At 71.1% G+C, this 25,422-nt stretch carries 24 protein-coding genes; 14 read left to right on the top strand and 10 right to left on the bottom strand.

Annotated features, from left to right (window positions below):
* Positions 1–6: 6 nt before the first annotated feature.
* Both AB0I67_RS13515 and AB0I67_RS13510 read left to right on the top strand, forming a co-directional pair.
* On the top strand, positions 7–207 hold the full coding sequence (locus AB0I67_RS13515) for an EF-hand domain-containing protein (RefSeq protein ID WP_357922521.1): 201 nt from the start codon (positions 7–9) through the stop codon (positions 205–207).
* Positions 208–213: 6 nt separating this feature from the next.
* A complete protein-coding gene (locus AB0I67_RS13510) occupies positions 214–1,188 on the top strand; it encodes an alpha/beta hydrolase-fold protein (protein WP_357922518.1) in 975 nt (324 codons plus the stop codon).
* 3 nt (positions 1,189–1,191) lie between these two features.
* Here the strand turns inward: AB0I67_RS13510 and AB0I67_RS13505 are convergent, their stop codons facing one another.
* The gene (locus AB0I67_RS13505; protein WP_357922515.1) at positions 1,192–2,469 is read right to left on the bottom strand and encodes a hypothetical protein; all 1,278 of its coding nucleotides are present in this window, start codon (positions 2,467–2,469) and stop codon (positions 1,192–1,194) included.
* 144 nt (positions 2,470–2,613) lie between these two features.
* Here AB0I67_RS13505 and AB0I67_RS13500 point away from each other — a divergent pair, with 144 nt between their 5' ends.
* Positions 2,614–3,879, top strand: coding sequence for an MFS transporter (locus AB0I67_RS13500; protein WP_357922512.1), 1,266 nt, complete (start codon positions 2,614–2,616; stop codon positions 3,877–3,879).
* On the opposite strand, the gene AB0I67_RS13495 is transcribed toward AB0I67_RS13500, so the two are convergent.
* Together AB0I67_RS13495 and AB0I67_RS13490 are read right to left on the bottom strand one after the other, a co-directional pair.
* Complete coding sequence (locus AB0I67_RS13495; RefSeq protein ID WP_357922509.1) at positions 3,866–4,966, bottom strand: FAD-dependent oxidoreductase; 1,101 nt, start codon at positions 4,964–4,966, stop codon at positions 3,866–3,868. The genes AB0I67_RS13500 and AB0I67_RS13495 overlap by 14 nt on opposite strands.
* Before the next feature lie 14 nt (positions 4,967–4,980).
* Complete coding sequence (locus AB0I67_RS13490; protein WP_357922506.1) at positions 4,981–5,610, bottom strand: hypothetical protein; 630 nt, start codon at positions 5,608–5,610, stop codon at positions 4,981–4,983.
* Between the two features lie 102 nt (positions 5,611–5,712).
* Between AB0I67_RS13490 and AB0I67_RS13485 the strand changes: the two genes are divergently transcribed.
* The 9 genes from AB0I67_RS13485 to AB0I67_RS13445 all read left to right on the top strand — a co-directional run bounded on the left by AB0I67_RS13485 (position 5,713) and on the right by AB0I67_RS13445 (position 13,686).
* Complete coding sequence (locus AB0I67_RS13485; RefSeq protein ID WP_357922503.1) at positions 5,713–6,336, top strand: helix-turn-helix domain-containing protein; 624 nt, start codon at positions 5,713–5,715, stop codon at positions 6,334–6,336.
* A 57-nt stretch (positions 6,337–6,393) separates the two neighbouring features.
* The gene (locus AB0I67_RS13480) at positions 6,394–7,554 is read left to right on the top strand and encodes a homogentisate 1,2-dioxygenase (protein WP_357922500.1); all 1,161 of its coding nucleotides are present in this window, start codon (positions 6,394–6,396) and stop codon (positions 7,552–7,554) included.
* Positions 7,551–8,300, top strand: a complete 750-nt coding sequence (locus tag AB0I67_RS13475) for a hypothetical protein (RefSeq protein ID WP_357922497.1) — start codon at positions 7,551–7,553, stop codon at positions 8,298–8,300. Before AB0I67_RS13480 ends, AB0I67_RS13475 begins: the two co-directional genes overlap by 4 nt.
* Positions 8,297–9,400 carry a fumarylacetoacetase gene (gene fahA, locus AB0I67_RS13470; protein WP_357922494.1) on the top strand — a complete coding sequence of 368 codons (1,104 nt, stop codon included), beginning with the start codon at positions 8,297–8,299 and terminating at the stop codon, positions 9,398–9,400. Before AB0I67_RS13475 ends, fahA begins: the two co-directional genes overlap by 4 nt.
* A 73-nt stretch (positions 9,401–9,473) precedes the next feature.
* The gene (locus tag AB0I67_RS13465) at positions 9,474–10,679 is read left to right on the top strand and encodes an Ig-like domain-containing protein (RefSeq protein ID WP_357922492.1); all 1,206 of its coding nucleotides are present in this window, start codon (positions 9,474–9,476) and stop codon (positions 10,677–10,679) included.
* A 96-nt stretch (positions 10,680–10,775) separates the two neighbouring features.
* A complete protein-coding gene (locus tag AB0I67_RS13460) occupies positions 10,776–11,210 on the top strand; it encodes an NfeD family protein (protein ID WP_357922489.1) in 435 nt (144 codons plus the stop codon).
* A 1-nt stretch (position 11,211) separates the two neighbouring features.
* Positions 11,212–12,291, top strand: a complete 1,080-nt coding sequence (locus AB0I67_RS13455) for an SPFH domain-containing protein (RefSeq protein ID WP_357922486.1) — start codon at positions 11,212–11,214, stop codon at positions 12,289–12,291.
* Between the two features lie 54 nt (positions 12,292–12,345).
* Positions 12,346–12,936: a dihydrofolate reductase family protein gene (locus tag AB0I67_RS13450; protein WP_357922483.1), complete on the top strand. Its 591-nt coding sequence runs from the start codon at positions 12,346–12,348 to the stop codon at positions 12,934–12,936.
* A gap of 9 nt (positions 12,937–12,945) precedes the next feature.
* Entirely contained in the window at positions 12,946–13,686 is a 741-nt protein-coding gene (locus AB0I67_RS13445; RefSeq protein ID WP_357922480.1) for a putative protein N(5)-glutamine methyltransferase, read from the top strand.
* Positions 13,687–13,776: 90 nt separating this feature from the next.
* Here AB0I67_RS13445 and AB0I67_RS13440 read toward each other — a convergent pair whose 3' ends face one another.
* The 7 genes from AB0I67_RS13440 to AB0I67_RS13410 all read right to left on the bottom strand — a co-directional run bounded on the left by AB0I67_RS13440 (position 13,777) and on the right by AB0I67_RS13410 (position 22,919).
* Complete coding sequence (locus tag AB0I67_RS13440; protein WP_357922477.1) at positions 13,777–15,030, bottom strand: glycoside hydrolase family 20 protein; 1,254 nt, start codon at positions 15,028–15,030, stop codon at positions 13,777–13,779.
* Complete coding sequence (locus tag AB0I67_RS13435; protein WP_357922474.1) at positions 15,024–16,919, bottom strand: hypothetical protein; 1,896 nt, start codon at positions 16,917–16,919, stop codon at positions 15,024–15,026. The genes AB0I67_RS13440 and AB0I67_RS13435 overlap by 7 nt, the downstream gene beginning before the upstream one ends.
* Positions 16,916–18,091, bottom strand: a complete 1,176-nt coding sequence (locus AB0I67_RS13430; protein WP_357922471.1) for a Gfo/Idh/MocA family oxidoreductase — start codon at positions 18,089–18,091, stop codon at positions 16,916–16,918. Before AB0I67_RS13430 ends, AB0I67_RS13435 begins: the two co-directional genes overlap by 4 nt.
* A 32-nt stretch (positions 18,092–18,123) precedes the next feature.
* Positions 18,124–19,740, bottom strand: a complete 1,617-nt coding sequence (locus tag AB0I67_RS13425; RefSeq protein WP_357922468.1) for a hypothetical protein — start codon at positions 19,738–19,740, stop codon at positions 18,124–18,126.
* 56 nt (positions 19,741–19,796) lie between these two features.
* On the bottom strand, positions 19,797–20,678 hold the full coding sequence (locus AB0I67_RS13420) for a carbohydrate ABC transporter permease (RefSeq protein WP_357922465.1): 882 nt from the start codon (positions 20,676–20,678) through the stop codon (positions 19,797–19,799).
* Positions 20,675–21,643 carry an ABC transporter permease subunit gene (locus AB0I67_RS13415; protein ID WP_357922463.1) on the bottom strand — a complete coding sequence of 323 codons (969 nt, stop codon included), beginning with the start codon at positions 21,641–21,643 and terminating at the stop codon, positions 20,675–20,677. Before AB0I67_RS13415 ends, AB0I67_RS13420 begins: the two co-directional genes overlap by 4 nt.
* Positions 21,644–21,776: 133 nt before the next feature.
* Positions 21,777–22,919, bottom strand: coding sequence for an ROK family protein (locus AB0I67_RS13410; RefSeq protein ID WP_357922460.1), 1,143 nt, complete (start codon positions 22,917–22,919; stop codon positions 21,777–21,779).
* A gap of 270 nt (positions 22,920–23,189) precedes the next feature.
* On the opposite strand from AB0I67_RS13410, the gene tdh reads away from it, so the two are divergent.
* Both tdh and AB0I67_RS13400 read left to right on the top strand, forming a co-directional pair.
* Positions 23,190–24,218, top strand: coding sequence for an L-threonine 3-dehydrogenase (gene tdh, locus AB0I67_RS13405; protein ID WP_357922458.1), 1,029 nt, complete (start codon positions 23,190–23,192; stop codon positions 24,216–24,218).
* On the top strand, positions 24,218–25,387 hold the full coding sequence (locus AB0I67_RS13400) for a glycine C-acetyltransferase (protein ID WP_357922455.1): 1,170 nt from the start codon (positions 24,218–24,220) through the stop codon (positions 25,385–25,387). Before tdh ends, AB0I67_RS13400 begins: the two co-directional genes overlap by 1 nt.
* Positions 25,388–25,422 lie beyond the last annotated feature (35 nt).

The raw sequence follows: 25,422 nt of genomic DNA, 5'->3' as shown, positions 1-25,422 counted from the left end.
CTACCTATGAGCGACTACGAGGTCACGTTCAAGCTGATCGACGTCGACAACGACGGCCTGATCTCCCCCGCCGAGCTGGTGCGCCTGATGGAGGTGCTGGGCCAGCCGATCACCATGGAGCGGGCCGAGGCCGCCGTCAAGCAGCTCGACCTCGACGGGGACGGACTCATCAACCAGCAGGAGCTGGGCAACTTCCTCGACTGGTGACCGTTGGTGCGTGTCCTGCTGTCCCTGGCGGGTGCGGCGTGCCTGGCGTTGACCGGCCTGCCCGCACTCGCCGACCCTCCCCCTCCGGCCTCGCCGCGGCCCAGCGCCGCGCCGCCGGCCGCGGTGCCGCCCAACGACGGTGACCCGCGCTTCACCCCGGGCCGGCCCGCCCTCCCCGGTACGGCAAGCGTCGTGCGCGAGCGCTGGACCGGGCCGCGCATGCTGGACCTGCTGGTCTCCTCCCCCGCCACCGGCCGCCTGGTCCCGGTCCGGCTGCTGCTGCCGCCCGGCTGGAGCAAGACCGACCGGATCCGCACCTGGCCCGTGCTCTACCTACTGCACGGCCGCGCGGACAACTACACGGCCTGGACCAGGATGAGCGACGTCGCGGCGATGACCGAGGGCGTCGAGGCGATCGTGGTCATGCCGGACGCCGGCCGGGACGCCTCCTACGCCGACGCGCGATGGGCCGCCTTCCACACCCGCGAGCTGCGCCGGCTGCTGGAGCGGGAGTATCGAGCCGGTCGCCGCCGGGCGGTCGCCGGGCAGGGCGAGGGCGGCTACGGGGCCCTGGCGTACGCGACGGCGGTACCCGCGTTGTTCCGCTTCGCCGGAGCCTACGGCGGACCTCTGACCGGCCCGGGAACGGGCGGCGATCCGCTGGTCCTGGCGCCCCGGCTGCGCGGGCTGGGCGTCTATCTGGCCGGGGAGGGGGCCGGGGCGATCAGCCGGCGGCTGGGCGCCCTGGGCATCGAGCACACGCTCAGCCCGGCCAGGCCCGCCTCCTGGCCGGCCTGGAACCGCGCGTTCGCGAGCTCGTTCCCGATGATCCTCACCGCTCTCGGCCTGCCCGGCGGCGGACCGGCGAGCGAACTGCCCGAGACGCCGGACGCGGCGGCCGGACCGGCGCCGGGCATCCCCGACGCCGTGCCGCCCGCCCCGCTGCCGCTCGGCGTGCTGCCGTCCGCGCAGGGCGGCTAGCGGCTACTCGGCCCGCAGGTAGACCTGGCCGAAGACCTCGGCCAGCTTCTTCAGGTCGCCGGTCACGTCCACCTCGGGCGTGGCCGGGTCGTAGATGGTGGCCAGCCGCGGCTTGACCGCGGCGAGCTTGCGCAACTGCCCCCAGGTGGCGTTGTCGGCCAGCTTCTCGCCGAGCACCCGGTGCACGGTGCCGTCGGCGGCCTGCCAGCGGGTCCAGAGCACCACGCTCTCGGCCGCGTCGGACTGCAGTGGGGCGACCACGCGCTCGGTGATCGCCTTGGTGGCCTGCTCCTCGGTCAGCGCCGAGGAGCCCGCCGCGGTGAAGGTCGCGTCCTCGGCGGCGATGTGCCCGTAGGCGTCCCACGACTTGGCGCGGATCTCGATCGACTGGTTGCGCTGGGCGGTGACGGCGTCGATCTTCCAGGCGGCGTACTCGGTGGCCAGGTGGCCGTTGTCCAGGCCGAGCTGGTCGATCAGCGACTTGGCCAGGAAGGCGCCAAAGGCGTCCGGGTTCAGCAGCGGGTACTTCTTGGCCAGCTCGCCCTTGCAGGCCTCGTCGGCGCCGCAGCCGAGCACCGGCAGGACGGTGTGCACGGCGAGCTTCTTGCCGGGCAATGCCTCGCGCAGCGAGGCGGAGGTCTCGGTCACGAACTTCTCCAGCTCCTCCGCCGAGGCGAAGGCGCGGGAGTCGTAGCCGAGCTGGGTGGCGAAGCGGATGCCGACGACGCCGGGCTGGGCGGCCAGGGCGCCGACGCGCTTGACCGCCTCGGCGAGCTTGCCGTTCTTCCAGTCGTCGGACAGTTCGGTGTCGATCCAGGTGCGCAGGCCGGTGCCGGTGGCGTTCTTCGCGCTCTGCCCGGCCGGGGTCAGCGCGGCCTTCTCCACCTCGGCCTGGGAGATCTCGTCCGGGTCGGTGTAGCAGGTCTCGCCCTGCGCGCACTCGGGCTTGCCCTCGTCGTCGGTCGCCTCGGGGACGTCCGGGTCGCCGATCTCGTGGGCGACGCCGTCGCCCTCGGTGTTGCAGGTGATGCCCTCGCAGACGCCGAACTTGCCGGGGTTCGGGTCGGCGGCCTTCATGTTCTCGCCGTCGTTGCCGAGCCAGAAGCGGGCGATCTCGGCGGCCTCCTCGGGGGTGGCCAGCCAGGTGCAGACGACGAACGAGGGGGTGCCCGGGGGCAGGTCCTCGCACGGGCGGGCGGGCTGTGCGTGGGCCGAGGCCGGAGCGACGATGCCCAGCAGGGCCAGGACGAGTCCGACGATGAGGATCTTCCTCTTGGTCATGCGCGCCACTCCTGGGGGGACATTAGGGCATTCAGCACACTATCCATCCTCGTACCGGAGATCCACACAAACGCCGGTCAAGAAGGTGACCACCCGCTGAAAAATGGCGCGACACGACGTGACAGCCTCGGAAGAATGGCGAGAATGCACAGCTTTCAGCAGGACCTGTCCCTGCTCAAGGACCACCGCTTCACCCTCCTGCTGACGGCTCGCACCATCTCCACCCTGGGCAGCACCTTCGCGCCGGTCGCGCTGGCCTTCGGCGTCCTGCAGCTTCCGGGCGCGAACGCCACCACGTTGTCGGTCGTGCTGACCGCCGAGTCGCTGCCGATGGTGCTGTTCATGCTGGTGGGCGGGGTGGTCGCCGACCGGCTGCCGCGCCAGCGGGTGATGATGGCCGGCGAGGCGGCCAACGCGCTGGCCTTCTGCGGCCTGGGCGTGATGTTGCTGACCGGCTGGGCGCCGCTGCCCGCCCTGGCCTCCGCCGCGGCGGTCAGCGGCATCGCGATGGCGCTGCTCTTCCCCGCGCTGCAGGGCATCATCCCCGAGGTGGTGCCGGTCGACCGGCTGCAGACCGGCAACGCGCTGCTGGCGCTGGGGGCCAACTCCTCGCGCATCCTCGGGGCCGTGCTCGGCGGCGGCACCGTCGTGCTGGTCGGCGGCGGGTGGGCGCTCATGATCAGCGGCCTGCTCTTCGCGGTCGCCGGGGTGTGCATCGCCCAGCTCAAGCTGCGTCCGGCCGGCGAAGCGCCGGCGGGCAAGCCCGGGGAACGGCATTCGGTGCTGAAGGACCTGCGCGAGGGCTGGCGGGAGTTCAGTTCCCGGCAGTGGCTGTGGGTGGTGGTCGCCCAGTTCTCCATCATGTTGCTGGCCATCCAGGCCGCGCACGGCGTGCTCGGGCCGATGCTGGTCGACCAGGAGCTGGGCGAGAGCGGCCCGGCGGCCTGGTCGGCGGTGCTGGCCGGGGAGGCGGTCGGCACGCTGCTGGGCGTCTTCGTGTCGCTGCGGCTGCGGCCCAGCCGGCCGATCCTGGTCGCGACCTGCCTGACCATCCCGACGGCCATGCCGTACCTGCTGCTCGGGCTGTCGGCGCCGCTGTGGTTGGTGGTGCTGGGCGCGGTGCTGATGGGGGTCTGCTTCGACGTCTTCGGCGTGCTCTGGCAGACCACCATGCAGCGGGAGATCCCGGGCGAGGCGCTGTCGCGGGTGAGCTCCTACGACGCGCTCGGCTCGCTGATGTTCGGGCCGATCGGCCTGATGCTGGCCGGGCCGGTGGGCATCGCGATCGGGCCCAAGGGCGCGCTGGTCGGCTGCGCGGCGATCGTGATCATTGCCTGCCTGGCGGCGCTGCTGTCGCCCGGCGTGCGCAACCTGCGCGCCCCTGAGGCGGACCGGCTCAGCCGTCCGTGAACCCGCTGGTCCGCAGGCCGCGGGCCGGTGTGCGCTCGTGCAGGCCGAACCGCGGCTCCGGCGCGTACTCGCCGTCCAGCAGCCCCGCCACGTAGCCGGCGAGCGCGGGCGCGTGCTTGAAGCCGTGCCCGGAGTCGCCGCCCAGCACCCACACCCCCGGCGCCGTCTCGTGGATGATCCACTCGGCGTCGGGCGTCAGCGCGTACTGGCAGACCTGGCTGAACAGCACCCGCGACCCGGCCAGCGCGGGGAAGCGCCGGCCCAGGTAGGCCGAGGCCGCCGCCACGCTCTCCGGGTCGACCGTGCGCGAGCCCTCCTCCGGCTCGTACGGCAGGCCCTCGGCGTCGGAGGTGCACTTCATGCCCACGCCGTCCACATCGCCGTGCCCGTAGGCCGAGACGTCGTAGTCCACCCAGGCCGGCGTCCCCCGCCAGGCCACGTCGAAGTGCAGGGTGTCCTGCTTGGTCACCACCAGCGGCAACTCCGGGAAGAGCGCGGGCAACCAGGCCCCGCCCGCCCACACCACCCGGTCGGCCCGCAGCACCTCACCGGCCACCGAGATGGCCTCGCCGTACGGCACGGCCCGCCCGGTGACCAGCCGCACCCCGGCCTGGACGGCCAGCCGCGCGATGACCTGGGTGGCCCGGCGGGCCCTGAGCACCCCGGCCTCGGGCTCCCACAGCAGGAAGGCGAGCCCATCGGGCGCGAAGTCCGGGAAGAACCGGCGCCCGTCTGCCGGGTCGAGCAGTTCGTGCGGGATGCCGAGCGAGCCGAGGACGCCGGCGCTGGCCCGCTCCCAGCCGTGCTCCTCGCGGGCGAACCACACCGTCCCGTGCTCGTGGTAGAGCGGTTCGCCGATGCGTTCGCCCAGGTCGAGCCAGCCTTGCCGGGCCGTGCGGGAGAGCCGGGCGTACCACTCGTCCGTGCCGTGCGCGCTGCGCAGCAGCCGGGTCTCACCCGCGCTGGCCTGCCGGACATGACCCGGGGTGTGCTGCTCGACGAGCGTGACCTGCCACCCGGTTTCGGCCAGCCGCAATGCCAGCGACGATCCCCAAATCCCTGCACCGACCACAATGACCGATTTCATGGCGACAAAGCGTGTCACACGATGATGAGGGTGACCACTACTCCGGCGCAGTTGCCCGCCAGGCAGATGCGCACCGGCACCTCGTAGACACCGCGCCGCTCAGGCACCCCGCTGACGTACCCGTCGGGGCCGATGACGACCCCGGGCGGCAGCGCGGCCGAGTCGGTGACGGTGAAGGTCGCCAGGACGCTGCCGGGCCCGCCGAGGATCGGGATGCGCCCCTCGACCGGCTGGCCCACCCGGCCGGGGAAGGTCAGCTCGCCCGGCTGCCACGACACGTTGCGGTGCACGACCAGGGTGACCTGGTCCTGGACGCAGAACCGGCCCCGGCACATCGACACGGGATCGGTGTAGGAGCCGGGCCGCAGCGGCGTGCCGCGCAGGTGGCCGAGCTCGTCGACCCGCACCCCGGGGGCCAGTTCGGCCGGGCGGAAGGCCACCCCCTCCTCCAGCGGGATCAGCCGGTCGTCGACCGGGATGCCCTCCGAGACCTCGAAGACGTTCTCCACGAGCTGGGTGGGCGGCGGCGGAATCCCCCGGCTGACGGGCGTGTCCCTGACCATGAAGGTGGAGGCGTCGACATCCGGCAAGCGTGGGATGGCCAGCACGGCCAGCAAGACCGCGGACAGCAAACCGAGCCACATCGTCCGCACCCTCCCCCTCCTGCCCCTTTCGTGACTAAGCGCATTCCTACCCCCACGCCTAGGTCATCAAGCCACCACTCAGGCGGCCCGATAATCGACCTCATGGCCGCCGAATCAGCACAGACCCTTGAACGCGGGCTACGCCTGCTGCGCCTGCTCGCCGAGGGGCGCGGCGGCCTGACGCCCACCGAACTGGCGAAGGAACTGGCGCTGAGCCGGCCGGTGATCTACCGGCTGCTGACCACGCTCCTGCAGGAGGGTTTCGTGCGGCGCGACACCGAAGGCCGGGTGCACCTGGGGTTCGGCATGCTCGCGCTGGCGCAGGCGGTCCAGCCGTTGTTGCGGGCGGCGGCGCTGCCGGTGTTGCGGAAGCTGGCCGAGCAGGTGGGCGCGACCGCGCACCTGACCGTCGCCGAGGGCGACGACGGGCTGGCGGTGGCGGTGGTCGAGCCGTCGTGGACGACGTTGCACGTGGCCTACCGGGAGGGTGCGCGCCATCCGCTGAGCCGTGGCGCGGCCGGGCAGGCGATCCTCGCGCTCCGGGCCGGGGAATCGGGGTATTTCGTGAGTGAGGGGCAATTGCAGGAGGGCGCGCGAGGGGTCGCGGCGCCCGTTGTCGGCGTGCCCTGGCTGGAGGCCTCGGTGGGGGTGGTGACGTTCGGGCCCTTGCCGGACGGGGACAACGTGCTGGACGCGGCTGTGGAACTGGCCGCCGCCCTGGCCTAGGATGGTCCTTATAGAGGACATGAGCGTCCGCTAAGCGGACGCGCTGGAGGAGGGCAGATGCCGCACTACCGTCTCGTGGGCGAGGTCCCGCGCAAGCGCCACGTGCAGTTCCGCCGGCCGGACGGCGGGCTCTACGCCGAGGAGCTGATGGGCGAGGAAGGCTTCTCCTCCGACTCCTCGCTCCTCTACCACCGCTACCTGCCCACCGCGATCGTCAAGGCCGAGGCGGTCGAGCCGCTGCTGTCCGAGACGCTCCAGCCCAACCTGCCGCTCTCCCCCCGGCACTTCCGCACCCAGGACCTCGCCTCCCAGGGCGACCTGGTCACCGGGCGGATGATGCTCAGCGGCAACAACGACGTCCGGTTGTCGTACGCGACCACCGACCAGCCCAGCGAGCTCTACCGCAACTCCAAGGGCGACGAGTGCGTCTACATCCAGGCCGGCTCGGCGCGCTTCGAGTCCAGCTACGGAGCCCTGGAGGTCGGCGCGGGCGATTACGTCGTCATCCCGACCGGCACGATCCACCGCTGGGTGCCCAAGGGCCGGGTCAACGCCCTGGTCATCGAGGCCGCCGGGCACATCCGCTCGCCCCGGCGCTACCTGTCGCAGTTCGGCCAGCTCCTGGAGCACGCGCCCTACTCCGAGCGCGACTTCCGCGCCCCGGACCAGCCGCTCATCGTCGAGGGCGAGGAGGTGCCTGTGCTGGTCCGCACCCGTGGCGGCCTCACCCGGCTGGTCTACCGCAACCACCCCTTCGACGTGGTCGGCTGGGACGGCTGCCTCTACCCGTTCGTCTTCAACATCGACGACTTCGAGCCCGTGGTGAAGAAGACCCACGCGCCGCCGCCGGTGCACCAGACCTTCGAGGGGCCCGGCTTCGTGGTCTGCTCGTTCATGCCGCGCCCGCTCGACTTCCACCCCGAGGCAGTGCCGATCCCCTACAACCACCACAACGTCGACTCCGACGAGTTCATGTTCTACGTCGGCGGCGACTACTCCGCCCGCGCCGGCTCCGGCATCGACGTCGGCTCGATCTCGCTGCACCCGGCCGGCTTCACCCACGGCCCGCAGCCCGGCGCGGTCGAGGCGGTCATCGAGGCCGGCGCGACGCACACCAGCGAGATGGCGGTCATGGTCGACACCTTCCGCCCGCTCGACCTTGGCCAGGGCGCGCTGTCGTGCGAGGACCCGGGCTACGCCTGGACCTGGGCCCGATGAACCGGCTGTTCCAGGCCCTGGTGGACGACGCCGGCCTGTTCCCGCCGACCGCGTTGCCGCTGCCGGAGGCGCTGGAGCGGCACGCGAGCGACCGCGCCGCGGGCAGCCCGGTGCTCACCCACCGCTTCCTGTGCCCGGCCGGCCGCCTCGACGACCTGCGTGCCGCCCCGGTACGGCCCGGCCGCATCGGCCTGATCATGGACACCGCCGAGCCGCCCGCGCTCGACGGCCTGCCCGTGGACCTGGTCGAGGTACGGCTCCCGCCGGACGGCGTCCTGCCCGCCCTGCCCGCAGGACCCGCGGTGTTCGTCGAGGTCGCCCCCGAACGGCTGCCCGTCGAGCTGCCGGACGGCGCCGGGCTCAAGGTGCGCTGCGGCGGCCTGACCGCCGAGGCCTTCCCCACCGCGCAGGCGCTCGGCGGCTTCGTCACGCACTGCGCCGAGCGCGGCATCCGCTTCAAGGCCACCGCCGGGCTGCACCACGCGGTGCGGCACTTCGACCCCGCGCTCGGCGTCGACCGGCACGGCTTCCTCAACCTCGTGCTCGCCGTCTGCGAGGCTGTCGAGGGGCGCGACCCCGTGCCGGTGCTGACCTCGACCGACGTCGGCGGCCTGGTACGGCTGGCGCAAGCCGTACCGGACGAGACGGCCGAGCAGGCGCGGCGGCTGCTGGTCTCCTACGGCTCCTGCAGCACCAGCGCGCCGGTGGAGGACCTGATCGCACTAGGACTGGTGGACAAGCAATGAGCTGGGGAATCGACAACCTGCCCTACGGCGTCTTCTCGCGTCCCGGCCAGGCGCCGCGGGTCGGCGTGCGCTTCGAGGACCGGGTCCTCGACCTGGCCGCGGCGCTGCACGACGAGGTGTTCGCGACCGGGAGCCTCAACGCGTTCATGGCGCGCGGGCGCACGGCCTGGCACGACACCCGCGCGGTGATCCAGGAGAAGCTGGCCTCCTCGCGCTCGCTGGTGGAGGAGCACCTCGTCCCGCTGGACCAGGTGAGCCTGCACCTGCCCATCGAGGTGGCCGACTACGTCGACTTCTACTGCTCGCTGGACCACGCCTCCAACATCGGGCGGATCTTCCGCCCCGACGCCGAGCCGCTGCTGCCGAACTGGCGGCACCTGCCGGTGGGCTACCACGGCCGTTCGGGCACCGTCGTGGTGTCGGGCACGCCGGTGCGCCGCCCGCACGGCCAGCTCCGCGCGGGCGTCTTCGGGGCGTGCGCGAAGCTGGACATCGAGGCGGAGCTGGGCTTCGTGGTGGGCGTGCCGTCCGAGCTGGGCAGCCCGGCGGGCGCCTTCGAGGACCACGTGTTCGGCGTGACGCTGCTCAACGACTGGAGCGCGCGCGACATCCAGGCGTGGGAGTACGTGCCGCTCGGGCCGTTCCTGGGCAAGTCGTTCGCCACCTCGATCTCGCCGTGGATCACGCCGCTGGAGGCGCTGCCGCGGATCCCCGGCCGGGCCCAGAGCCCGGAGCCGCTGCCCTACCTGGAGCGCAAGGCGGACTGGGGCTTCGACATCGAGGTGGAGGTCTCGCTCAACGGCGAGGTCGTGAGCCGCCCGCCGTACGCGAGCATGTACTGGACGCCGGACCAGATGCTCGCGCACCTGACGGTGAACGGCGCCTCGCTGCGCACCGGCGACCTGTTCGGCAGCGGGACGATCTCCGGGCCGGAGCGGGAGCAGCGCGGTTCGCTGATCGAGCTGACCTGGAACGGCAGCGAGCCGATCAAGCTGGCCGACGGATCGGTGCGCACCTTCCTGGAGGACGGCGACGTGGTGACGCTGTCGGCGCGGATCGGCGAGCTGTCGCTGGGCGAGGTGTCCGGAAAAATCGTATAGGTGACTCCGCGTGCCCGAGTCGTGACATGCCGCTACTCTGGTCTCTCCCCGGTCTTTGACAACAGGAGAGCAGATGCGCGTGCCCCGGCTCGGCGCGGTCTTCGCCGCGGCTTGCTGCGTCGCCCTCACCGCATGCAGTTCGGTCACCGCCGAGACGCCGCAGGCGCCCCCGCCCGTGGTCACCGTCTGGCCGGCCTTCGACAGCCAGCGGGCCCGGCCCGACCGCGGGCTGGTGATCCGCGCGCAGGGCGGCACGCTGGCCCAGGTGCAGGCGCACGCGGGCGGCACGCCGGTGCCCGGCCGGCTCGACCCGACCGGCACGACGTGGCGCTCCGACTGGACCCTCGCCCCGGGCACGGAGTACTCGGTGACCGCCAAGGCGGCCGGCGGCCAGGTCTCGACGCTGGCCGCGGGCCGCTTCCGCACCCGGCCCGCCCCCGAGACCTTCAAGATCGCCTCGGTGGTGCCGGCGCCGGGCGAGACCGTGGGCGTGGGCATGCCGATCATCGTCACCTTCGACCGGCCGATCCGCGACCGCGCCGCGGTCGAGCGGGCCCTCGAAGTGCGTGCCGCCACCCCGGTCGAGGGCGCCTGGCGCTGGGTGAGCGACCAGCAGGCCGTCTACCGCACCCGGCACTACTGGGCCCCCCGCCAGCCGGTCCGCGTCGTCGCCCACCTGACGGGCGTGCGGGCCGCCCCCGGCGTGTTCGGCACCGCCGACCACGAGCTGGAGTTCGCGGTCGGCCGCAAGCAGATCAGCACGGTCAGCACGATCACCAAGCAGATGACCGTGCGCCGCGAGGGCCGCGTCGTGCAGCGCATGGCGATCAGCGCGGGCATGGCCACCACCAGGGAGTACACCACCACCAGCGGCGTGCACCTCACCATGGAGAAGGGCCACCCGGTCCGGATGATCTCGCCGGGCCGCACGAAGGGCGACCCCGGCTTCTACGACGTGCTGATCGACCACGCCGTGCGCATCTCCAACAGCGGCGAGTACGTCCACGCCAAGGACAACGTGTGGGCGCAGGGCCGGGTCAACGTCAGCCACGGCTGCATCAACTCCCGCCCCGACCAGGCCGCCTGGTTCTTCGACAGCTCCCTGCGCGGCGACCCGGTCACCATCACCGGCACCGACCGCGAGCTCGAATGGCACAACGGCTGGGGCTTCTGGCAACTGCCGTGGGACAAGTGGATCCAGGGCAGCGCGCTGTACGACCCGGCGCCCAAGAACGGCTGGGTCGAGCCGGCGCCGCCACCCCCGACCACTACGAGTTGATATCCGTTCTGGGATCAGCCCTGCGCAGGGCATACGGTGGACAGTGGGGAACCAACTGCGAAGGCAGGTCCGTTCTTCCTTCAGGAGGGCCGACCCATGGATGAATGGATCATCTGGCTAGTCCTCGCGGTGGTGCTGGGCATCGCCGAGCTCTTCACCCTGACCGCCGCGCTCGGCCTGCTCGGCACCGCGGCGCTGCTCACCGCGGGCGTGGCCGCGCTCGGCCTGCCCGTTCCCGTGCAACTTCTGGTGTTCGCCCTGTCCTCCGCGGCGGGGATCCTGGTGATCCGCCCGATCGCCATGCGCCACATCCGCCAGCCACAACTCCAGCGCTTCGGGGTCGAGGCGCTCGTCGGCAAGCCCGCCTACGTCGTCCAGGAGGTCACCGGACGCGAGGGCAGGGTGCGCATCGGGGGCGAGGAGTGGTCGGCACGCGCCTATGACGAGACGTTGGTCATCCCTGCGGGCACGGCCGTCGACGTCATCGAGATCGAGGGCGCCACCGCCCTCGTCTATCCACGGGAGTACTGATATGGACGCCCTCCTGATCGTGGGGATCCTGCTCATCCTCTTCGCCGCCATCACGGTGCTGCGCTCGGTGCGCATCGTGCCTCAGGCCCGCGCGCGCAACGTCGAGCGCCTGGGCCGTTATCACCGCACGCTCAAGCCCGGGCTCAACTTCGTCATCCCCTACATCGACCGCGTCTACCCGATGATCGACCTGCGCGAGCAGGTGGTGTCCTTCCGGCCCCAGCCCGTGATCACCGAGGACAACCTCGTCGTCGAGATCGACACCGTGCTCTACTTCCAGGTCACCGACCCGCGCGCGGCCGCCTACGAGATCGCCAACTACATCCAGGCGGTCGAGCAGCTCACCGTCACCACGCTGCGCAACGTGGTCGGCTCCATGGACCTGGAGAAGACGCTGACCTCGCGCGACACCATCAACTCCCAGCTTCGCGGCGTGCTCGACGAGGCGACCGGCAAGTGGGGCCTGCGGGTCAACCGGGTCGAGATCAAGGCGATCGACCCGCCCAAGACCATCAAGGACGCGATGGAGAAGCAGATGCGCGCCGAGCGGGACAAGCGCGCCGCCATCCTGACCGCCGAAGGCCAGCGGCAGTCGCAGATCCTCACCGCCGAGGGCGACAAGCAGGCCCGCGTGCTGCGGGCCGAGGGCCAGCGCACCGCCGCCATCCTGGAGGCCGAGGGCCAGTCGCGCGCCATCGACCAGGTCTTCCAGGCCGTGCACCGCAACGACCCCGACCCCAAGCTGCTGGCCTACCAGTACCTCCAGGTGCTGCCCCAGCTCGCCCAGGGGCAGGGCAACACCATGTGGGTGATCCCCTCGGAGGTCACCTCGGCGCTGCAGGGCATCTCGAAGGCGTTCACCGAGAACCTGCCCCGCTCGGCGGCCACCCGCGACGAGGGGGACGACTCCAGCGAGGCGGCCCGGCGCGAGATCGAGCAGGCGGAGCGGGCCGCCGCCTCCGCCGTCGCCGACGCGCAGGAGGCCGAGACCGGGCCGCGGGCGCTGGGCTCCGCCGTCCCCGAGCCTTCCCCGCTGCCCGACCTGGAGCGGGAGCGCGCCCGGCACGAATCCGAGCGATGAGTTCCGCCCGGTGCGGGTGTCTGTCTCGCCGACACCCGTACCCGAGGAGGAGCCATGACCAGGATCCACGCTGACATCACCGTCTCGCTCGACGGCTTCGTGACCGGACCGGACCCCCGGCCCGGACGCGGCCTGGGCGAGGGCGGCGAACGGCTGCACTACTGGATCTTCGGCGGGCCCTGGACCTACGACTCCCCGTCCTCCGGCCAGGAGGCCACCCGCGCCGACGCCGAGGCCGCCGCCGACCTGGTCGACGCCGGCGCGGTCATCGTCGGGCGCGGCATGTTCGACGACGGCGAGCAGTGGGGCGGCGAGAACCCCTACCCCATGCCGATCTTCGTGCTGACCAGCCGGATCACCGACGACCTGCCGGCCGGCTTCACCTACCTCTCCGACCTGGACAGCGCGCTCACGCAGGCCGCCGCGGTCGCCGGCGAGCGCCCGGTGCTGATCGGCGGCGGCCCCACCGTGATCCGGCAGTGCCTGCGCGCCGGCGTGGTCGACCGGCTCACCCTGCACATCGCCCCCGTGGTGCTGGGCGGAGGCACCCCGCTCTTCGACGGCGGCTTCGCCGCCGACCTGACGCCGGTGCGCTGCCGGCACTCGGCGCTGGCCACCCATCTCACCTACGACCTGGGCCGCTAGACTCCCCCGGTGCTTCTCGTGGAACGGCTTCGCGCCGCTGGATGTGTCTTCGCCGAGGAGGAGGCCGACCTGCTCACGGCCGCCGCCGGCTCACCCGCCGAGCTGGAGGAGATGGTCGCCCGCCGCGTCGCCGGCCACCCGCTGGAGCAGGTCGTGGGCTGGGCCGAGTTCGCCGGCCTCCGGATCGTCGTCGACCCCGGCGTCTTCGTCCCCCGCCGCCGCAGCGAGTTCCTGGTACGGCAGGCCGCCGCCCTCGCCCGGCCGGGCGCGCTCGCCGTGGACCTGTGCTGTGGCGCCGGCGCGCTCGGCGCAGCCCTGGCCGCCTCCGTCGAGGTCGAGGTGCACGCCGCCGACATCGACCCGGCCGCGGTGCGGTGTGCCCGCAAGAACCTGCCGCTCGTCTACGAGGGCGACCTGTTCGCCGCCCTGCCCGGCGCGCTCCGGGGCCGGATCGACCTCCTTCTGGCCAACGTCCCCTACGTCCCCACCGCAGACCTGGGCCTGCTGCCGTCCGAGGCCCGCGACCACGAGGCCCCCGTCGCCCTGGACGGCGGCGGCGACGGCCTCGACGTCTTCCGCCGCGTCGCCGCCGACGCCCCCGCCTGGCTGGCCCCCGGCGGCCACCTGTTCTCCGAGACCACCGCCCGTCAGGCCCCCGTCGCGGTCGAGATCCTCACCGCGCAGGGCTTCACCGCCTGGTCGGAGGAGTCGGAGGAGTACGAGACCACCACGGTGATCGGCCGCCGATGAGCTACCTGCGGTTCGGCCGGACCGGTCGCGGTGCACTGGGCGGACCGGGTGCTGCCGACGGGCCCGGGCACGAGCTCGACGACCCGGCGATCAGGGCCGTGCTCGGCTGCTGAACTCCGCGTACGGCAGGCCCGCCTTGGAGCCGCTCCACATCTTCTGGGCCAGCACCGGCAGGCTGTCCTCGATCAGCTCGTACATGCGTTCCTGCGGGTAGGAGGCGCGGACGAGGTCGTTCCAGAGGGCGGGCATGGCGCCGAGCAGGCGGGGGTCGCCGGGGTCGAGGCGCTCGCCGTCGGCGAAGACGTGCGGCTCCCAGTGGTCGTAGAGCCACTCGTTGTCCAGGCCGTGGCCGTGGTAGTAGTCGGCCTCGGGGACGAGGTAGAGCAGGGCGTCGTTGCTGTTGATCAGCGGGTAGGTGTCGCCGCGCGCCCCTTCTGGACCGTAGAAGCCGTTGTTCCAGCTGTTGACGACCACGTCGGGGTCGAAGCCGGTGGTGTCGCCGGTCGGGGAGAGCCGGGTGAAGCCGCCCCAGGCGCGGGGCTGCTTGCCGAGCGAGCGGATGTGCGCGGCCATGTCGTTGAAGAAGCGCTGCCACAGCTCCTTGCTCTGGTAGTACTCGTCGGCGCCGAAGTGCACGGCCGGGCCGCGGAACCACGGCACGAACTCGGTGATCACGGCTTTGACCAGCTCGGTCGCGGCGGGGTTGGCGAGATCGAGGTGGTCGGAGTCGCCGCCGTCGTGCCCGAGAGAGGGGTCGTAGGCGATGAAGGACCGGGCGTGGGCCGGGGCGTCGATCTCGGGGACCAGGGTGATGCCGTGCGCGGCGGCGAGGTCCTCGAACCCGTCCCAGTCGGCGCGGGAGTAGGACTCGGGCGAGGCCAGGCCGGGGAAGGCGGCCGAGCGCAGCCGGAAGCCGTGCAGGGCGCGGTTCCAGTCGCCGTCCGGGGGCTTGATCTCGTTGTCGTTGAGGTGGAGCTGGAGCTCGTTGAGCTTGAAGCGGCCCATCAGCCGCAGCAGGCGGTGGATCAGCTCGGGGGTGACGTAGCGGCGGCCGACGTCCAGGAGGTAACCGCGGACGGGGTAGTTCGGCCAGTCCTCGGCCACCCCGCAGGGCGCCGGGCCGCGGGCCAGGAGCTGGTCCAGGGTGGCGGCTCCGTGGATGAGGCCGCGTTCGGTCTCGGCGGTGACGGTGGCCGCGTCGGGGGTGATCTCCAGCCGGTAGCCCTCGTCGCCCAGGCCGGTGGGCGCGAGCTCGCGCCGGACGACGCCGGGGACGAAGACGCCCTCCCCACCGGTCCATTCCTGGAGGGCGGGGACGACGAAGGGACGCTCGTTCTTCACCATTCCACGATCACATATCCCCGGTGCGGCACATCCGCGTCGATCACGAAATTTCCGGACTGCTGGTGGATGGGCACAGGGCGAGGCTCCCGCAACGGCTCCAACAGAGTCGCCTGCATCGACCCGGTGCCGGTCACCACAGGACGGGCCGGGTCGGCGGAGCCGTTGGCGATGGCCAGCCGGTGCCGCCCGCCCACCACGGCGTACTGCGGCATGAGCAGCGGCCCGCCGGTGACCAGCGGGAACTCGCCGCCGAGGAAACGCACCGCCCGGTGCGCCAGGCGCTGCCCGTCGTCGCACCGCCCGAGCTCCTCAGGCTCGCAGGCGGCCAGCGTGACCACCCGGCCGCCGAGCGAGTTGCGGAAGGCCACCCGCCCCTCACCCCAGTGCTCACCGCGCGGGCTGAGAAGCTGCGTCCACACCTCCGCCCCGGGAACCGCCGCCAGCCGGGCCACCGCGGGCTGCACGTTCACGCTCAGCAACGCGCCGCCGTCGGCGACGCGCTCCATGCTGTACGGCAGGCGAGCCGGCGTGAACCGTTCGGCGATCTCCTCGACCTCGACGCCGAGCAGCGAGCCGTACCCGCGCTCGGTCAGCACCAGCGCCGCGTGCCCGTCGAGCAGCACCCCGCCGGCGAGCAGTTCCTCGACGGCCTCGTCCGGGACGCCCCAGGCGACCTTGCCGAACACCGCGCTGACCGGCGCGAGACCCGCCCGGACCGGCACGCCGTACGGCAGGAGGTAGCGGGCGGCCCGCAGCGGGTCGGCGGCGAGCCCGTCGAGGGTGCCGTCGCCCCAGATCCGCGCCGCGGTGTCCGGCCACCACGGGATCCCGACGCCGATGGTCTGCAGGTCGGGCGTGGCGGTGGCGTCGAGCGCGGGGCGGGAGCGGTCGAGCATGGTGCCGACGCGCGGGTAGCGCGCCGGGTCGCCGGTGACGAAGGGGTGCACGTCGAGCAGCAGGCCGTCCGCGCCGGACAGCCGGGCGGTGACCATCTCCGACCAGGTCTGGGTGTCGGACTTGGTCCACTCGGTGTGCGGCCAGTTCTCGATCTCGGGCGTCACCTCGACCCCGGCGGGGCGCAGGCCGCGCTGGAGTTCGAGCATGGCGATCGAGTAGGCGAGCGACTTGCCGGGGGTGTCGCTGTAGGCGGCGAAGTGCGGGCGGTGCACCTTGGCCCGGTCGAAGAGCTCCGCCCAGTCGCGGCCCTCGACCGAGGCGATGCCGAGGCCCGAGCTCATCAGGCCCAGCTCGGCGCGGCCGGCGACCGCCTGCCGTACCAGGTCGAGGGCTTCGAGCTGCGCCTCACGCCAGGTCCGCTGGAGCAGCGCCCGCCAGGGGTGCGGCGGGCCGGCGGCGGTGATCGCCGCGACCAGCTCGGCGCGGCCGACCTTCTCCCCGGCGAGCAGCGCGAAACGCTCCAGCATCTCCGGCTCGAAGCCGCCGCCCCAGGTCAGCGGGCCGTGGTTGTGGAAGCGGAAGTCGTCCTCCAGCCACAGCACGCGGAAGCCGAGCGCGGCGAACCGCCCGTAGTGCCCGGCCAGCCAGTCACGCCAGACCGGGCAGGCGAAGGAGGCGGTCGCGGTCGCGACCTCGCCCGACGGGGAGACCATCGGGGCGAAGCCGAGATCCTGCGTGCGGCCCCGGTCGGCGTGCCCGACGGTCACCCACGGGTTCAGGCTCGCACCGATCCCGTGCGCGTCGAGCACGCGCTTCACCCCGGCGACGTGCTCGAACCACAGGTCCTCGCCGACCCCGGCCGGGTGCCCGGAGTGCAGTTCCTCGGAGCCGTAGATCAGGACGACTTCGGGGATCGCGTGCTCGGCGCACCAGCGGGCGAGCTCGCGCGGGTCGCGGCCGGGCAGGACCTGGTAGCGGAGCCGGTAGGTCATGCCCGGATCTGACCGGCCTCGAAGTAGGCGATCAGCTCGGGGTCGAGCGCCGGCACGTCGTACGGCATGCCGCCGTCCCGCAGCGACATCGTGGCCATGTACCCCGCGGCCACGCTCATCCGCGCGGCGACCGGCGAGGTGTCGGTGACGCCGCCCTCGCGGACGAACCGGCAGAACTCGCCGATGATCCCCGGGTCGGCCCCGCCGTGCCCGCCCTGCGCCTCCGGCACCCGGTAGGCGATGTCGCAGTCCTCGCGGTAGCCGGTCGGGCCGGTGTTCCAGACCTTGACCGTGTCGCCGGGGCCGTCGCCGAAGTTCTCCAGCCGGCCCTCGGTCCCGATGACCGTGTAGTTGCGCACGTAGTCGGGGCTGAAGTGGCACTGCTGGTAGGCGGCGATGACGCCGTTGTCCAGGCGCATGTTCATCACCGAGACGTCCTCGACGTCCACCACGTGGTTCAGGTTCCGGCGCTCGGTGGGCGGCCACTCGAACTCGCGCAGCCAGCCCTCCGGCCGCGGCGTGCCCGGCTCGCGGCGCGGCAGGTCGCCGTAGAGCATCAGGTCGCCCAGCGCGTTGACCCGCGTGGTGTACCCGCCGGCCAGCCAGTGGATGACGTCCAGGTCGTGCGCGGCCTTCTGCAGCAGCAGGCCGGTCGTTTTGGTGCGGTCGGCGTGCCAGTCCTTGAAGTAGTAGTCGCCGCCGTAGGAGACGAAGTGGCGGACCCACACGGTCTTCGGCTCGCCGATGACCCCCTTCCGGATGATGTCGCGCATCAGCCGGACCACGCCCATGTGGCGCATGTTGTGCCCCACGTAGAGCCTGGTCCCGGTCTCGTAGGCGGCGCGCAGGATGTTGTCGCAGCCCTCGACCGTGATGTGCAGCGGCTTCTCCAGGTAGACCGGCTTGCCCGCGCGCAGCGCGTCCACCGCCAGTTGCTCGTGGGTGTCGTCCGGGGTCATCACGATGACCGCGTCGATGTCGGCCCGGTCGAGCAGGTCGCGGTAGTCCTCGGTGAGGAGGTCCGCCTCGAACCGCTCGGCCTGCCGCTTGAGCACTGCGGGGTCGGAGTCGCACAGCGCCGACACCACCGACCCCTTGCCGGGCCGGTGCGCGGCCAACGCCAGGTTGGTCCGCAGGCCGAGGCCGATCACTCCGATACGCAGGTCTTCCACTTCGTTCCCTTCTCGATTGGTACGGCAGGCCGTCAGCCCTTGGCGATCGACGCCTCGTACTCGGCCTTCATCGCGGCGCCGCCCTTGGCCATCCACGACTTGACGAACTCCGGCCAGTCCGACATCGACTTACGGCCCGCGACGATGTCCTTGACCATGTCGTTGCCCATGGTCGACAGCTCGCCGTTCTTCTGGGTGAAGGTGTCGGAGAAGTGGCCGGTGGTCACCCGCTGCTGGACCATCGGGGCGACCTTGGTCTGGAAGTCGTGGATCAGCTTCGTGCGGTCGGCCTTGCCCGGGATGAACAGCGCGGCGGGCGAGCCGATGACGAAGGAGATGGGCTGCTGGGTGGTGGGCACCTCGGTCTTGCCCCGGTCGGTGAAGACCAGGTCGCCGTTGGACTTGGTGAAGTGGGTGCCCTCGACGCCGTAGTTGACGAGCTGGTTCTCCTCGGTGCCGAACGGGGCGGCCATGAAGTCCAGGACGCGCAGGAGCATCTCGACGCGCTTGGCGTCGACCTTCTTGTTGATCGAGGTGAAGCCGACCGAGCCGAGCGCCATGTTGAAGACCGGCTTCGAGGTCGGGGTGGCCGCGAACGGCACGATCACGCCGAGGTCGAAGTTCTGGCTGCGCGAGTCGTTGAGGAAGCCGGGGAAGGACTCGATGTAGGCGCCGATCTGGCCGTTGGCCGCCTTCTCCTTGATCGTGGTCAGGGTCGGGTCGGGCCAGAACAGGCCGGCCTTGTAGCACTTGATCGCGAACTCGATGGCGGCCTGGTACTCGGCGGTCTCGTACTGGTGGGTCAGCTTGCCGCCCTCCAGCTTCCAGGTGTTCGGCGCGCCGTACCAGTGGCTGAACATGTGCACGGCGTTGGCGTAGGCCGGCTCCAGCGCGTACTTGTTCTTCTTCGGGTCGATCAGCGTCTTGGCCTTCTCCAGGAAGTCGTCGGCGCTGGTGAAGGCGTTGTCGCCGCCGACCGGCTTCCAGAACTCCCGGTTGGTGAGGAAGACCTGGCCGAAGCGGCTGTAGGCGACCGCGACGCCGAAGATCTTGCCGTTGGTGACGGCCGACTTCCAGGCGGTGTCACCCAGGTTGGCGAGGTTCGGGTACTTCTTGATCGCGTCGCCGGACAGGTGCGGGGTGAGGTCGTGGAACTTGGCCTCGAGCAGTTCGGGGACGCGCTGCAGGCCCTGGTTCGGCGGGAACCACACCAGGTCGGGCAGGTCGTCGGAGGCGATGATGGCGTTGAACTTGTCGGGATAGCCGTCGCCGACGACGATGTTCATCTCCCACTGGGCGTTGAGCGCCTTGTTGAGCGCCTGCAGGTAGGCGCTCTTGTCCACGGTGGGCGGGGCGACGTCCCAGGTCTGGGTCAACGCGGTGATCTTGCTGCCGTCGCCGGGCGGGGTGGCGACCGACTTGACCAGGGTCTCGGGGTACTTCAGGTACGCCGGGTCCTGGCCGGCGTCGATGGGCAGGTCGGGGGTGGGGATCTTGGCGGCGGTGAAGGTGGGGAGCTGCAGCTTCTTGGACAGGTCCGCGCCACCCTTCTTGACGCCTGCCGTACCGCCCTCGCCGCTGCACGCGGCGAGCCCGGCGACGGTGACGCCCGCGGCGACGAGACCCAGGAAACCACGACGAGAATGCATTGGTTCTCCATAAACGCAGCCAGCCCTTGGGCTGACAGACCGACGAAGGAGGGCTGTTAGCCCTTGATGGCGCCGGTGAGGACGCCCTTGGCGAAGTACTTCTGGAGGAAGGGGTAGACCGCGACGATCGGGATCAGCGCGATGATCAGGACCGCCATCTGGACCGAGGCGGTCGGCAGGCTGCTGATGACGCCGATGTCCGCGCCCGCCTGGGCGTTGCCGCGGAAGATGTACTGGCGGAGCACCACCTGGATCGGGTGCTTCGTCTGGTCGTTGAGGTAGAGGATCGCGTTGAAGAAGGTGTTCCAGTAGGAGACGGCGTAGAACAGGCCGACCACGGCGATCACCGCCTTGGACAGCGGGAGCGCGATGCGCCACATCATCCGCCACTCCGAGCAGCCGTCCATGCGGGCCGCCTCGAAGAGCTCCTCCGGCAGGTTCTGGAAGAAGGCCCGGACGACGACCACGTTGAAGGCGTTGACCAGGACCGGCACGATCAACGCCTGGTAGGTGTCGATCATCCCGAGCTCCTTGACCATCAGGTAGCTGGGGATCATGCCGGGGGTGAACAGGAAGGTGGCCAGCACCATCAGCAGGATCGGCTTGCCGAACAGCACCCCGCGCCGGGAGAGCGCGTAGCCCAGGAAGACCGTGCAGGCCAGGCTGAGCGCGGTGCCGACGAGGGTGATGCCGATGCTGATCAGGACCGACCTGGTGACCGTGCCGCCGGAGAGGATGACCTTGTAGGCCTCCAGCGTCGGGTCGCTCGGGAACAGCACGTAGCTGCCGCCGTTGGCGACGCTCTCGGCCTTGCCGGTCAGGCTGGTGCCGAGCGCGAGGCCGAAGGGGTAGAGCACGGCCAGCGTGATGGCGGTCAGGACGACGAACTTCAGGGTGCGCCCGGCGATGGTCGGGCGTTCCATCCACGGCGGCCTCATCGGTAGATCCCCTGTTCTCCGAAACGGTGGGCGAGTTTGTTGGCCGCGTAGATCAGCGCCGCGCCGATGAGGCCCTTCATCAGGCCCGCGGCGGTGCTCATCCCCCAGTCGCCGTTGATGACGCCGTGGTAGTAGACGTAGGTGTCGATCACCTCGGAGGCCGCCGGGCCGACCGCGTCTCGCTGCAGGACCATCTGCTCGAAGCCGACGCTGAGGATGTCGCCGAGGCGCAGGATGAGCAGCATGAGGATGACCGGCCGGATGCCCGGCAGGGTCACGTGCCACAGCCGGCGCTTCCAGTCGGCGCCGTCGAGCGCGGCGGCCTCGTACTGGTTGACGTCGATCGCGGTGATCGCGGCCAGGAAGATGATCGTGCCCCAGCCGGTGTCCTTCCAGATCACCTGCGCGGTGACCAGCAGCTTGAAGGTGTCCGGGTTGGACATCAGGTTGCCGATGGTGACGCCGTGCTCGTTCAGGAACTGGGTGAGCGTGCCCGCGCCGCCGACGACCTGCTGGAACATGGCGACGACCACGACCCACGACAGGAAGTGCGGCAGGTAGACCACGCTCTGGATGAAGCGCTTGATCCGGTGGCCGACCAGCGAGTTCAGCAGCAGCGCCAGGCAGATCGGGGCCGGGAAGTAGAGGATGAGCTGGAGCGCGGTGATCTGCAGGGTGTTGCCGACCGCGGTCCAGAACTCGGGCTCGGCCACGAGCATCACGAAGTTGTCGATGCCGACCCACGGGCTGCCGTTGATCCCGAGGAAGGGCGCGTAGTCCTTGAACGCGATCACGTTCCCGAGCACGGGGACGTAGAAGAAGATCACGAAGTACAGCACGCCGGGCGCGGCCAGCAGGAGCAGCGTCCAGTCGCGTCGCAGCCGGTCGCGCAGGGTCCGGCGCGGCGGCGCGGGCACTGCCGGCGCCGGCAGGTCCACGGGTGGGGCCGTCGTGGCAGCGGCCACGTCTCACCTCCAGGTCATGACGATTGCCTGGAGGTTAACGCTCATTTATGCAAGCAACTAGAGTAAATACGCTCGTTTTGGACAACTGATGCGGCGTAGCGATCTGGCTGAGACCATTTGGTAACTGATTTTTTCAAGCCGTCTGCGTAAACAGCAGGCGTTCGGCCTGATCGAGGGCTATCCGGACCGCGCCGAGCGTCACGCACTCGCTGCCGAGCCCCGAGGCGACCACGCGGGGCGGGTAGAGGCAGTACTCGTCGAGGAGCTCCTGGATCGGCTCCACCAGCAGGTCACCGGCGAAGGCGAGGGCGCCGCCGATCACCACGATCTCCGGGTCGAACGGGTTGACCACCGGGATCAGCCCCGCGCCCAGCCCACGGCCGAACGACCGGACCGCCTCCAGCGCCTTCCCGTCACCCGCGCGGGCCCGCGCGATGGCGAACTCCGCGCTCTGCCGTGCCCCGCGCAGTTCCCCCGGCTCCACGGCCATCGCGTAGTCGATCACGTGCCGCAGGCCCGCCCAGTTGTCGTTGGGCTGGCGGCCGATCTCCCCCGAGGCGGCGTGCGCCCCCCGGTACGGCCGGCCGCCGATCAGCAGGCCCAGGCCCACGCGGTCGCCGGTGAACAGGTAGACCACGTTCTCGGCCTCTCGGGCCACGCCGCGCCAGTGCTCGGCGAGGACGGCCAGCCGCATGTCGTTCTCGACCATCACCGGGACCGGCAACCGGTCGGACAGCTCCCGTTGCAGGTCGAGGCCGCTCCAGCCGGGCAGGACGATGCTCTTGACCACCCGGCCGGCGCCGTCCACCACACCCGTCGTGCCGACGCCCACGTAGGCGAGCTGGGCGGTCTCCAGGCCCGCTTCGGCGACCGTACGGCTCAGCAGCTCGCACACCGCGTTCAGCCGCTCGTCCGCCGGGGCTCCCGACGCCATCGGCGTACGGCCCGCCGCGGCCGGCTCGCCGTTGAGGTCCGTCACCATCACCCGGACGCTCGTGTGTCCGATCCCCACGCCCGCCACGTGCCCCGCCGCCGCCCGGAACCGGAACCGGCGGGCCGGACGGCCCCGCTGGCGTTCCCCCGGCTCCTCCGCGCACTCCTCCGCCCAGCCCTCGCCCAGCAGTTCCTCCACGATCGCCTCGGCGGTCGGCCGGGAGACCCTGCTGGCCTTGGCCAGCTCGGTCAACGTGGCCACCTCCGCGGTGCGGAGGCTGCCGAGGATGGCGGCGGTGTTCAGCCGCCGCAGGAGGGAGGCGTCGCCACTCTGCTGGTGCACCTGACCATCCTACTTAACAAAACAACTTTCAATAATCCATCGACGGGAGCTGCGGAAGCGGGGGTGCGGCGGTGGCGGGTCTCAGAAACCCGACCCCCCACCCAACCAATACGGCGAGCCCCCCGTACGGCGGAACCTGCCCCTGTCCGACAAGAACCCCCTACGGCGACCCAAAACCCCGACAACCCAGCGCGTGAAGCGGATCTGAGGGGGGAGTTAAGAAAGCCTCGATGGACACCACCACGGTGCCCTGGAGGAAGATGGTTCACTATGAAAGCGCTGGTCAAAGAGAGGGCCGAGCCGGGCCTGTGGTTGGTGGACGTGCCAGAGCCCACCGTCCGCCCCGGCGAGGTGCTGATCAAGGTCCTCCGGACGGGGATCTGCGGCACCGACCTCCACATCCGCAAATACGACGACTGGGCGAAGAACACCCTGCGGCTCCCGCTGATCGTGGGCCATGAGTTCTCCGGCGAGGTCGTCGAGGTGGCGCCCGGCGTCGAGGACATCCAGGTCGGCGATCTGGTCAGCGGCGAGGGGCACCTGGTCTGCGGCAAGTGCCGCAACTGCATGGCCGGCCGCCGCCACCTGTGCATCAACACCGTCGGCCTGGGGGTCAACCGCGACGGCGCCTTCGCCGAGTACGTGACGCTGCCGGCGAGCAACGTGTGGGTGCACCGCATCCCGGTCGACCCGGACATCGCCGCGATCTTCGACCCGTTCGGCAACGCGGTGCACACCGCGCTGTCGTTCCCGATGGTCGGCGAGGACGTGCTGATCACCGGCGCCGGCCCGATCGGGCTGATGGCCGCCGCCGTCGCCACGCACGTGGGCGCGCGCAACGTGGTGATCACCGATGTCAGCTCCGAGCGTCTCGACCTGGCCGGCAAGCTCGGCGTCAGCCTCGCGCTCAACGTCGCGCAGAGCAGTCTCCAGGAGGGCATGTCGCAGCTCGGCATGCGCGAGGGCTTCGACGTCGGCCTGGAGATGTCCGGCAACCCGGCGGCCATGCGCGACATGATCGCGAACATGACGCACGGCGGCCGCATCGCCATGCTCGGCCTGCCCGCCGCGGAGTTCGCCGTCGACTGGGCGACCGTGGTGACCTCCATGCTCACCATCAAGGGCATCTACGGCCGCGAGATGTACGAGACCTGGTACAACATGCAGGTCCTGCTCGAGAAGGGCCTCGACCTGTCCCCGGTCATCACCGACCGCTTCTCCTACCGCGACTTCGACGCGGCCTTCGACACCGCCGCCAGCGGCCGCACCGGCAAGGTCATCATGGACTGGAGCAACTGATGTTCGACAGCGTGCGCGGCCAGCTCCGCGAGACCCTCGACGAGATCGAGCAGGCCGGGCTGCTCAAGCCCGAGCGCGTCATCACCACGCCGCAGAACGCCTCGGTCGGCGTCGGCTCGGCCGAGGTGCTCAACTTCTGCGCCAACAACTACCTGGGCCTGGCCGACAACCCCGAGGTCATCGAGGCGGCCAAGGTCGCGCTCGACCGCTGGGGCTTCGGCATGGCCTCGGTCCGCTTCATCTGCGGCACCCAGTCGGTGCACAAGGAGCTGGAGGCGCGCCTGGCCGACTTCCTCGGCCAGGAGGACACCGTCCTGTACTCCTCGTGCTTCGACGCCAACGGCGGCGTCTTCGAGACGCTGCTCGACGCGCAGGACGCGGTCATCTCCGACGCGCTCAACCACGCGAGCATCATCGACGGCATCCGGCTGTCCAAGGCCCAGCGCTTCCGCTACGCCAACCGGGACATGGCCGATCTGGAGGCCAAGCTCAAGGAAGCCGGTACGGCCCGCCGCAAGCTCATCGTGACCGACGGCGTCTTCTCCATGGACGGTTACGTGGCTCCGCTCCGGGAGATCTGCGACCTGGCCGAGCAGTACGACGCGATGGTCATGGTCGACGACTCCCACGCCGTCGGCTTCGTCGGCCCGACCGGACGCGGCACGCCCGAGCTGCACGGGGTCATGGACCGGGTCGACATCATCACCGGCACCCTGGGCAAGGCCCTGGGCGGTGCGTCCGGTGGTTACGTGTCGGCGCGCAAGGAGATCTGCGACCTGCTGCGGCAGCGGTCACGTCCGTACCTGTTCTCCAACTCGCTGGCGCCGATGATCGCTGCGGCTTCGCTGAAGGTCCTCGACCTGCTGGAGACCACGAGCGAGGCGCGGGAGCGGCTGCGGGCCAACACCGAGCGGTTCCGGACGAAGATGACCGAGGCCGGGTTCGACATCCTGCCGGGGGACCATCCGATCGCGCCGGTCATGATCGGGGACGCCGCCAAGGCTTCCGCGATGGCTGACCGTCTGCTTGACCTGGGGATCTACGTGATCGGTTTCTCCTACCCGGTGGTGCCTCAGGGGCAGGCGCGCATCCGCGTGCAGCTCTCGGCGGCGCACTCGGCCGAGGACGTCGACCGGGCCGTCGAGGCCTTCATCACAGCCCGCGGCTGACGACCGAGGATCTGCAGCGGGGAATCCGTAGACTC

The organism is Nonomuraea sp. NPDC050310, assembly GCF_040655795.1.
In the GTDB taxonomy this organism is placed as follows: Bacteria; Actinomycetota; Actinomycetes; order Streptosporangiales; family Streptosporangiaceae; genus Nonomuraea.
The sequence above is the reverse complement of the archived record's forward strand: the minus strand, read 5'-3'. Positions and strand labels throughout refer to the sequence as shown.

Coding starts and splice junctions, on each gene's coding strand:
- fahA (WP_357922494.1), top strand. CDS start 8,297: ATGAGCTGGGGAATCGACAACCTGCCCTACGGCGTCTTCTCGCGTCCC.
- AB0I67_RS13500 (WP_357922512.1), top strand. CDS start 2,614: ATGCACAGCTTTCAGCAGGACCTGTCCCTGCTCAAGGACCACCGCTTC.
- tdh (WP_357922458.1), top strand. CDS start 23,190: ATGAAAGCGCTGGTCAAAGAGAGGGCCGAGCCGGGCCTGTGGTTGGTG.
- AB0I67_RS13435 (WP_357922474.1), bottom strand. CDS start 16,919: ATGACCTACCGGCTCCGCTACCAGGTCCTGCCCGGCCGCGACCCGCGC.
- AB0I67_RS13450 (WP_357922483.1), top strand. CDS start 12,346: ATGACCAGGATCCACGCTGACATCACCGTCTCGCTCGACGGCTTCGTG.
- AB0I67_RS13505 (WP_357922515.1), bottom strand. CDS start 2,469: ATGACCAAGAGGAAGATCCTCATCGTCGGACTCGTCCTGGCCCTGCTG.
- AB0I67_RS13425 (WP_357922468.1), bottom strand. CDS start 19,740: ATGCATTCTCGTCGTGGTTTCCTGGGTCTCGTCGCCGCGGGCGTCACC.
- AB0I67_RS13440 (WP_357922477.1), bottom strand. CDS start 15,030: ATGGTGAAGAACGAGCGTCCCTTCGTCGTCCCCGCCCTCCAGGAATGG.
- AB0I67_RS13490 (WP_357922506.1), bottom strand. CDS start 5,610: ATGTGGCTCGGTTTGCTGTCCGCGGTCTTGCTGGCCGTGCTGGCCATC.
- AB0I67_RS13485 (WP_357922503.1), top strand. CDS start 5,713: ATGGCCGCCGAATCAGCACAGACCCTTGAACGCGGGCTACGCCTGCTG.
- AB0I67_RS13495 (WP_357922509.1), bottom strand. CDS start 4,966: ATGAAATCGGTCATTGTGGTCGGTGCAGGGATTTGGGGATCGTCGCTG.
- AB0I67_RS13475 (WP_357922497.1), top strand. CDS start 7,551: ATGAACCGGCTGTTCCAGGCCCTGGTGGACGACGCCGGCCTGTTCCCG.
- AB0I67_RS13455 (WP_357922486.1), top strand. CDS start 11,212: ATGGACGCCCTCCTGATCGTGGGGATCCTGCTCATCCTCTTCGCCGCC.
- AB0I67_RS13400 (WP_357922455.1), top strand. CDS start 24,218: ATGTTCGACAGCGTGCGCGGCCAGCTCCGCGAGACCCTCGACGAGATC.
- AB0I67_RS13465 (WP_357922492.1), top strand. CDS start 9,474: ATGCGCGTGCCCCGGCTCGGCGCGGTCTTCGCCGCGGCTTGCTGCGTC.
- AB0I67_RS13460 (WP_357922489.1), top strand. CDS start 10,776: ATGGATGAATGGATCATCTGGCTAGTCCTCGCGGTGGTGCTGGGCATC.
- AB0I67_RS13515 (WP_357922521.1), top strand. CDS start 7: ATGAGCGACTACGAGGTCACGTTCAAGCTGATCGACGTCGACAACGAC.
- AB0I67_RS13480 (WP_357922500.1), top strand. CDS start 6,394: ATGCCGCACTACCGTCTCGTGGGCGAGGTCCCGCGCAAGCGCCACGTG.
- AB0I67_RS13420 (WP_357922465.1), bottom strand. CDS start 20,678: ATGAGGCCGCCGTGGATGGAACGCCCGACCATCGCCGGGCGCACCCTG.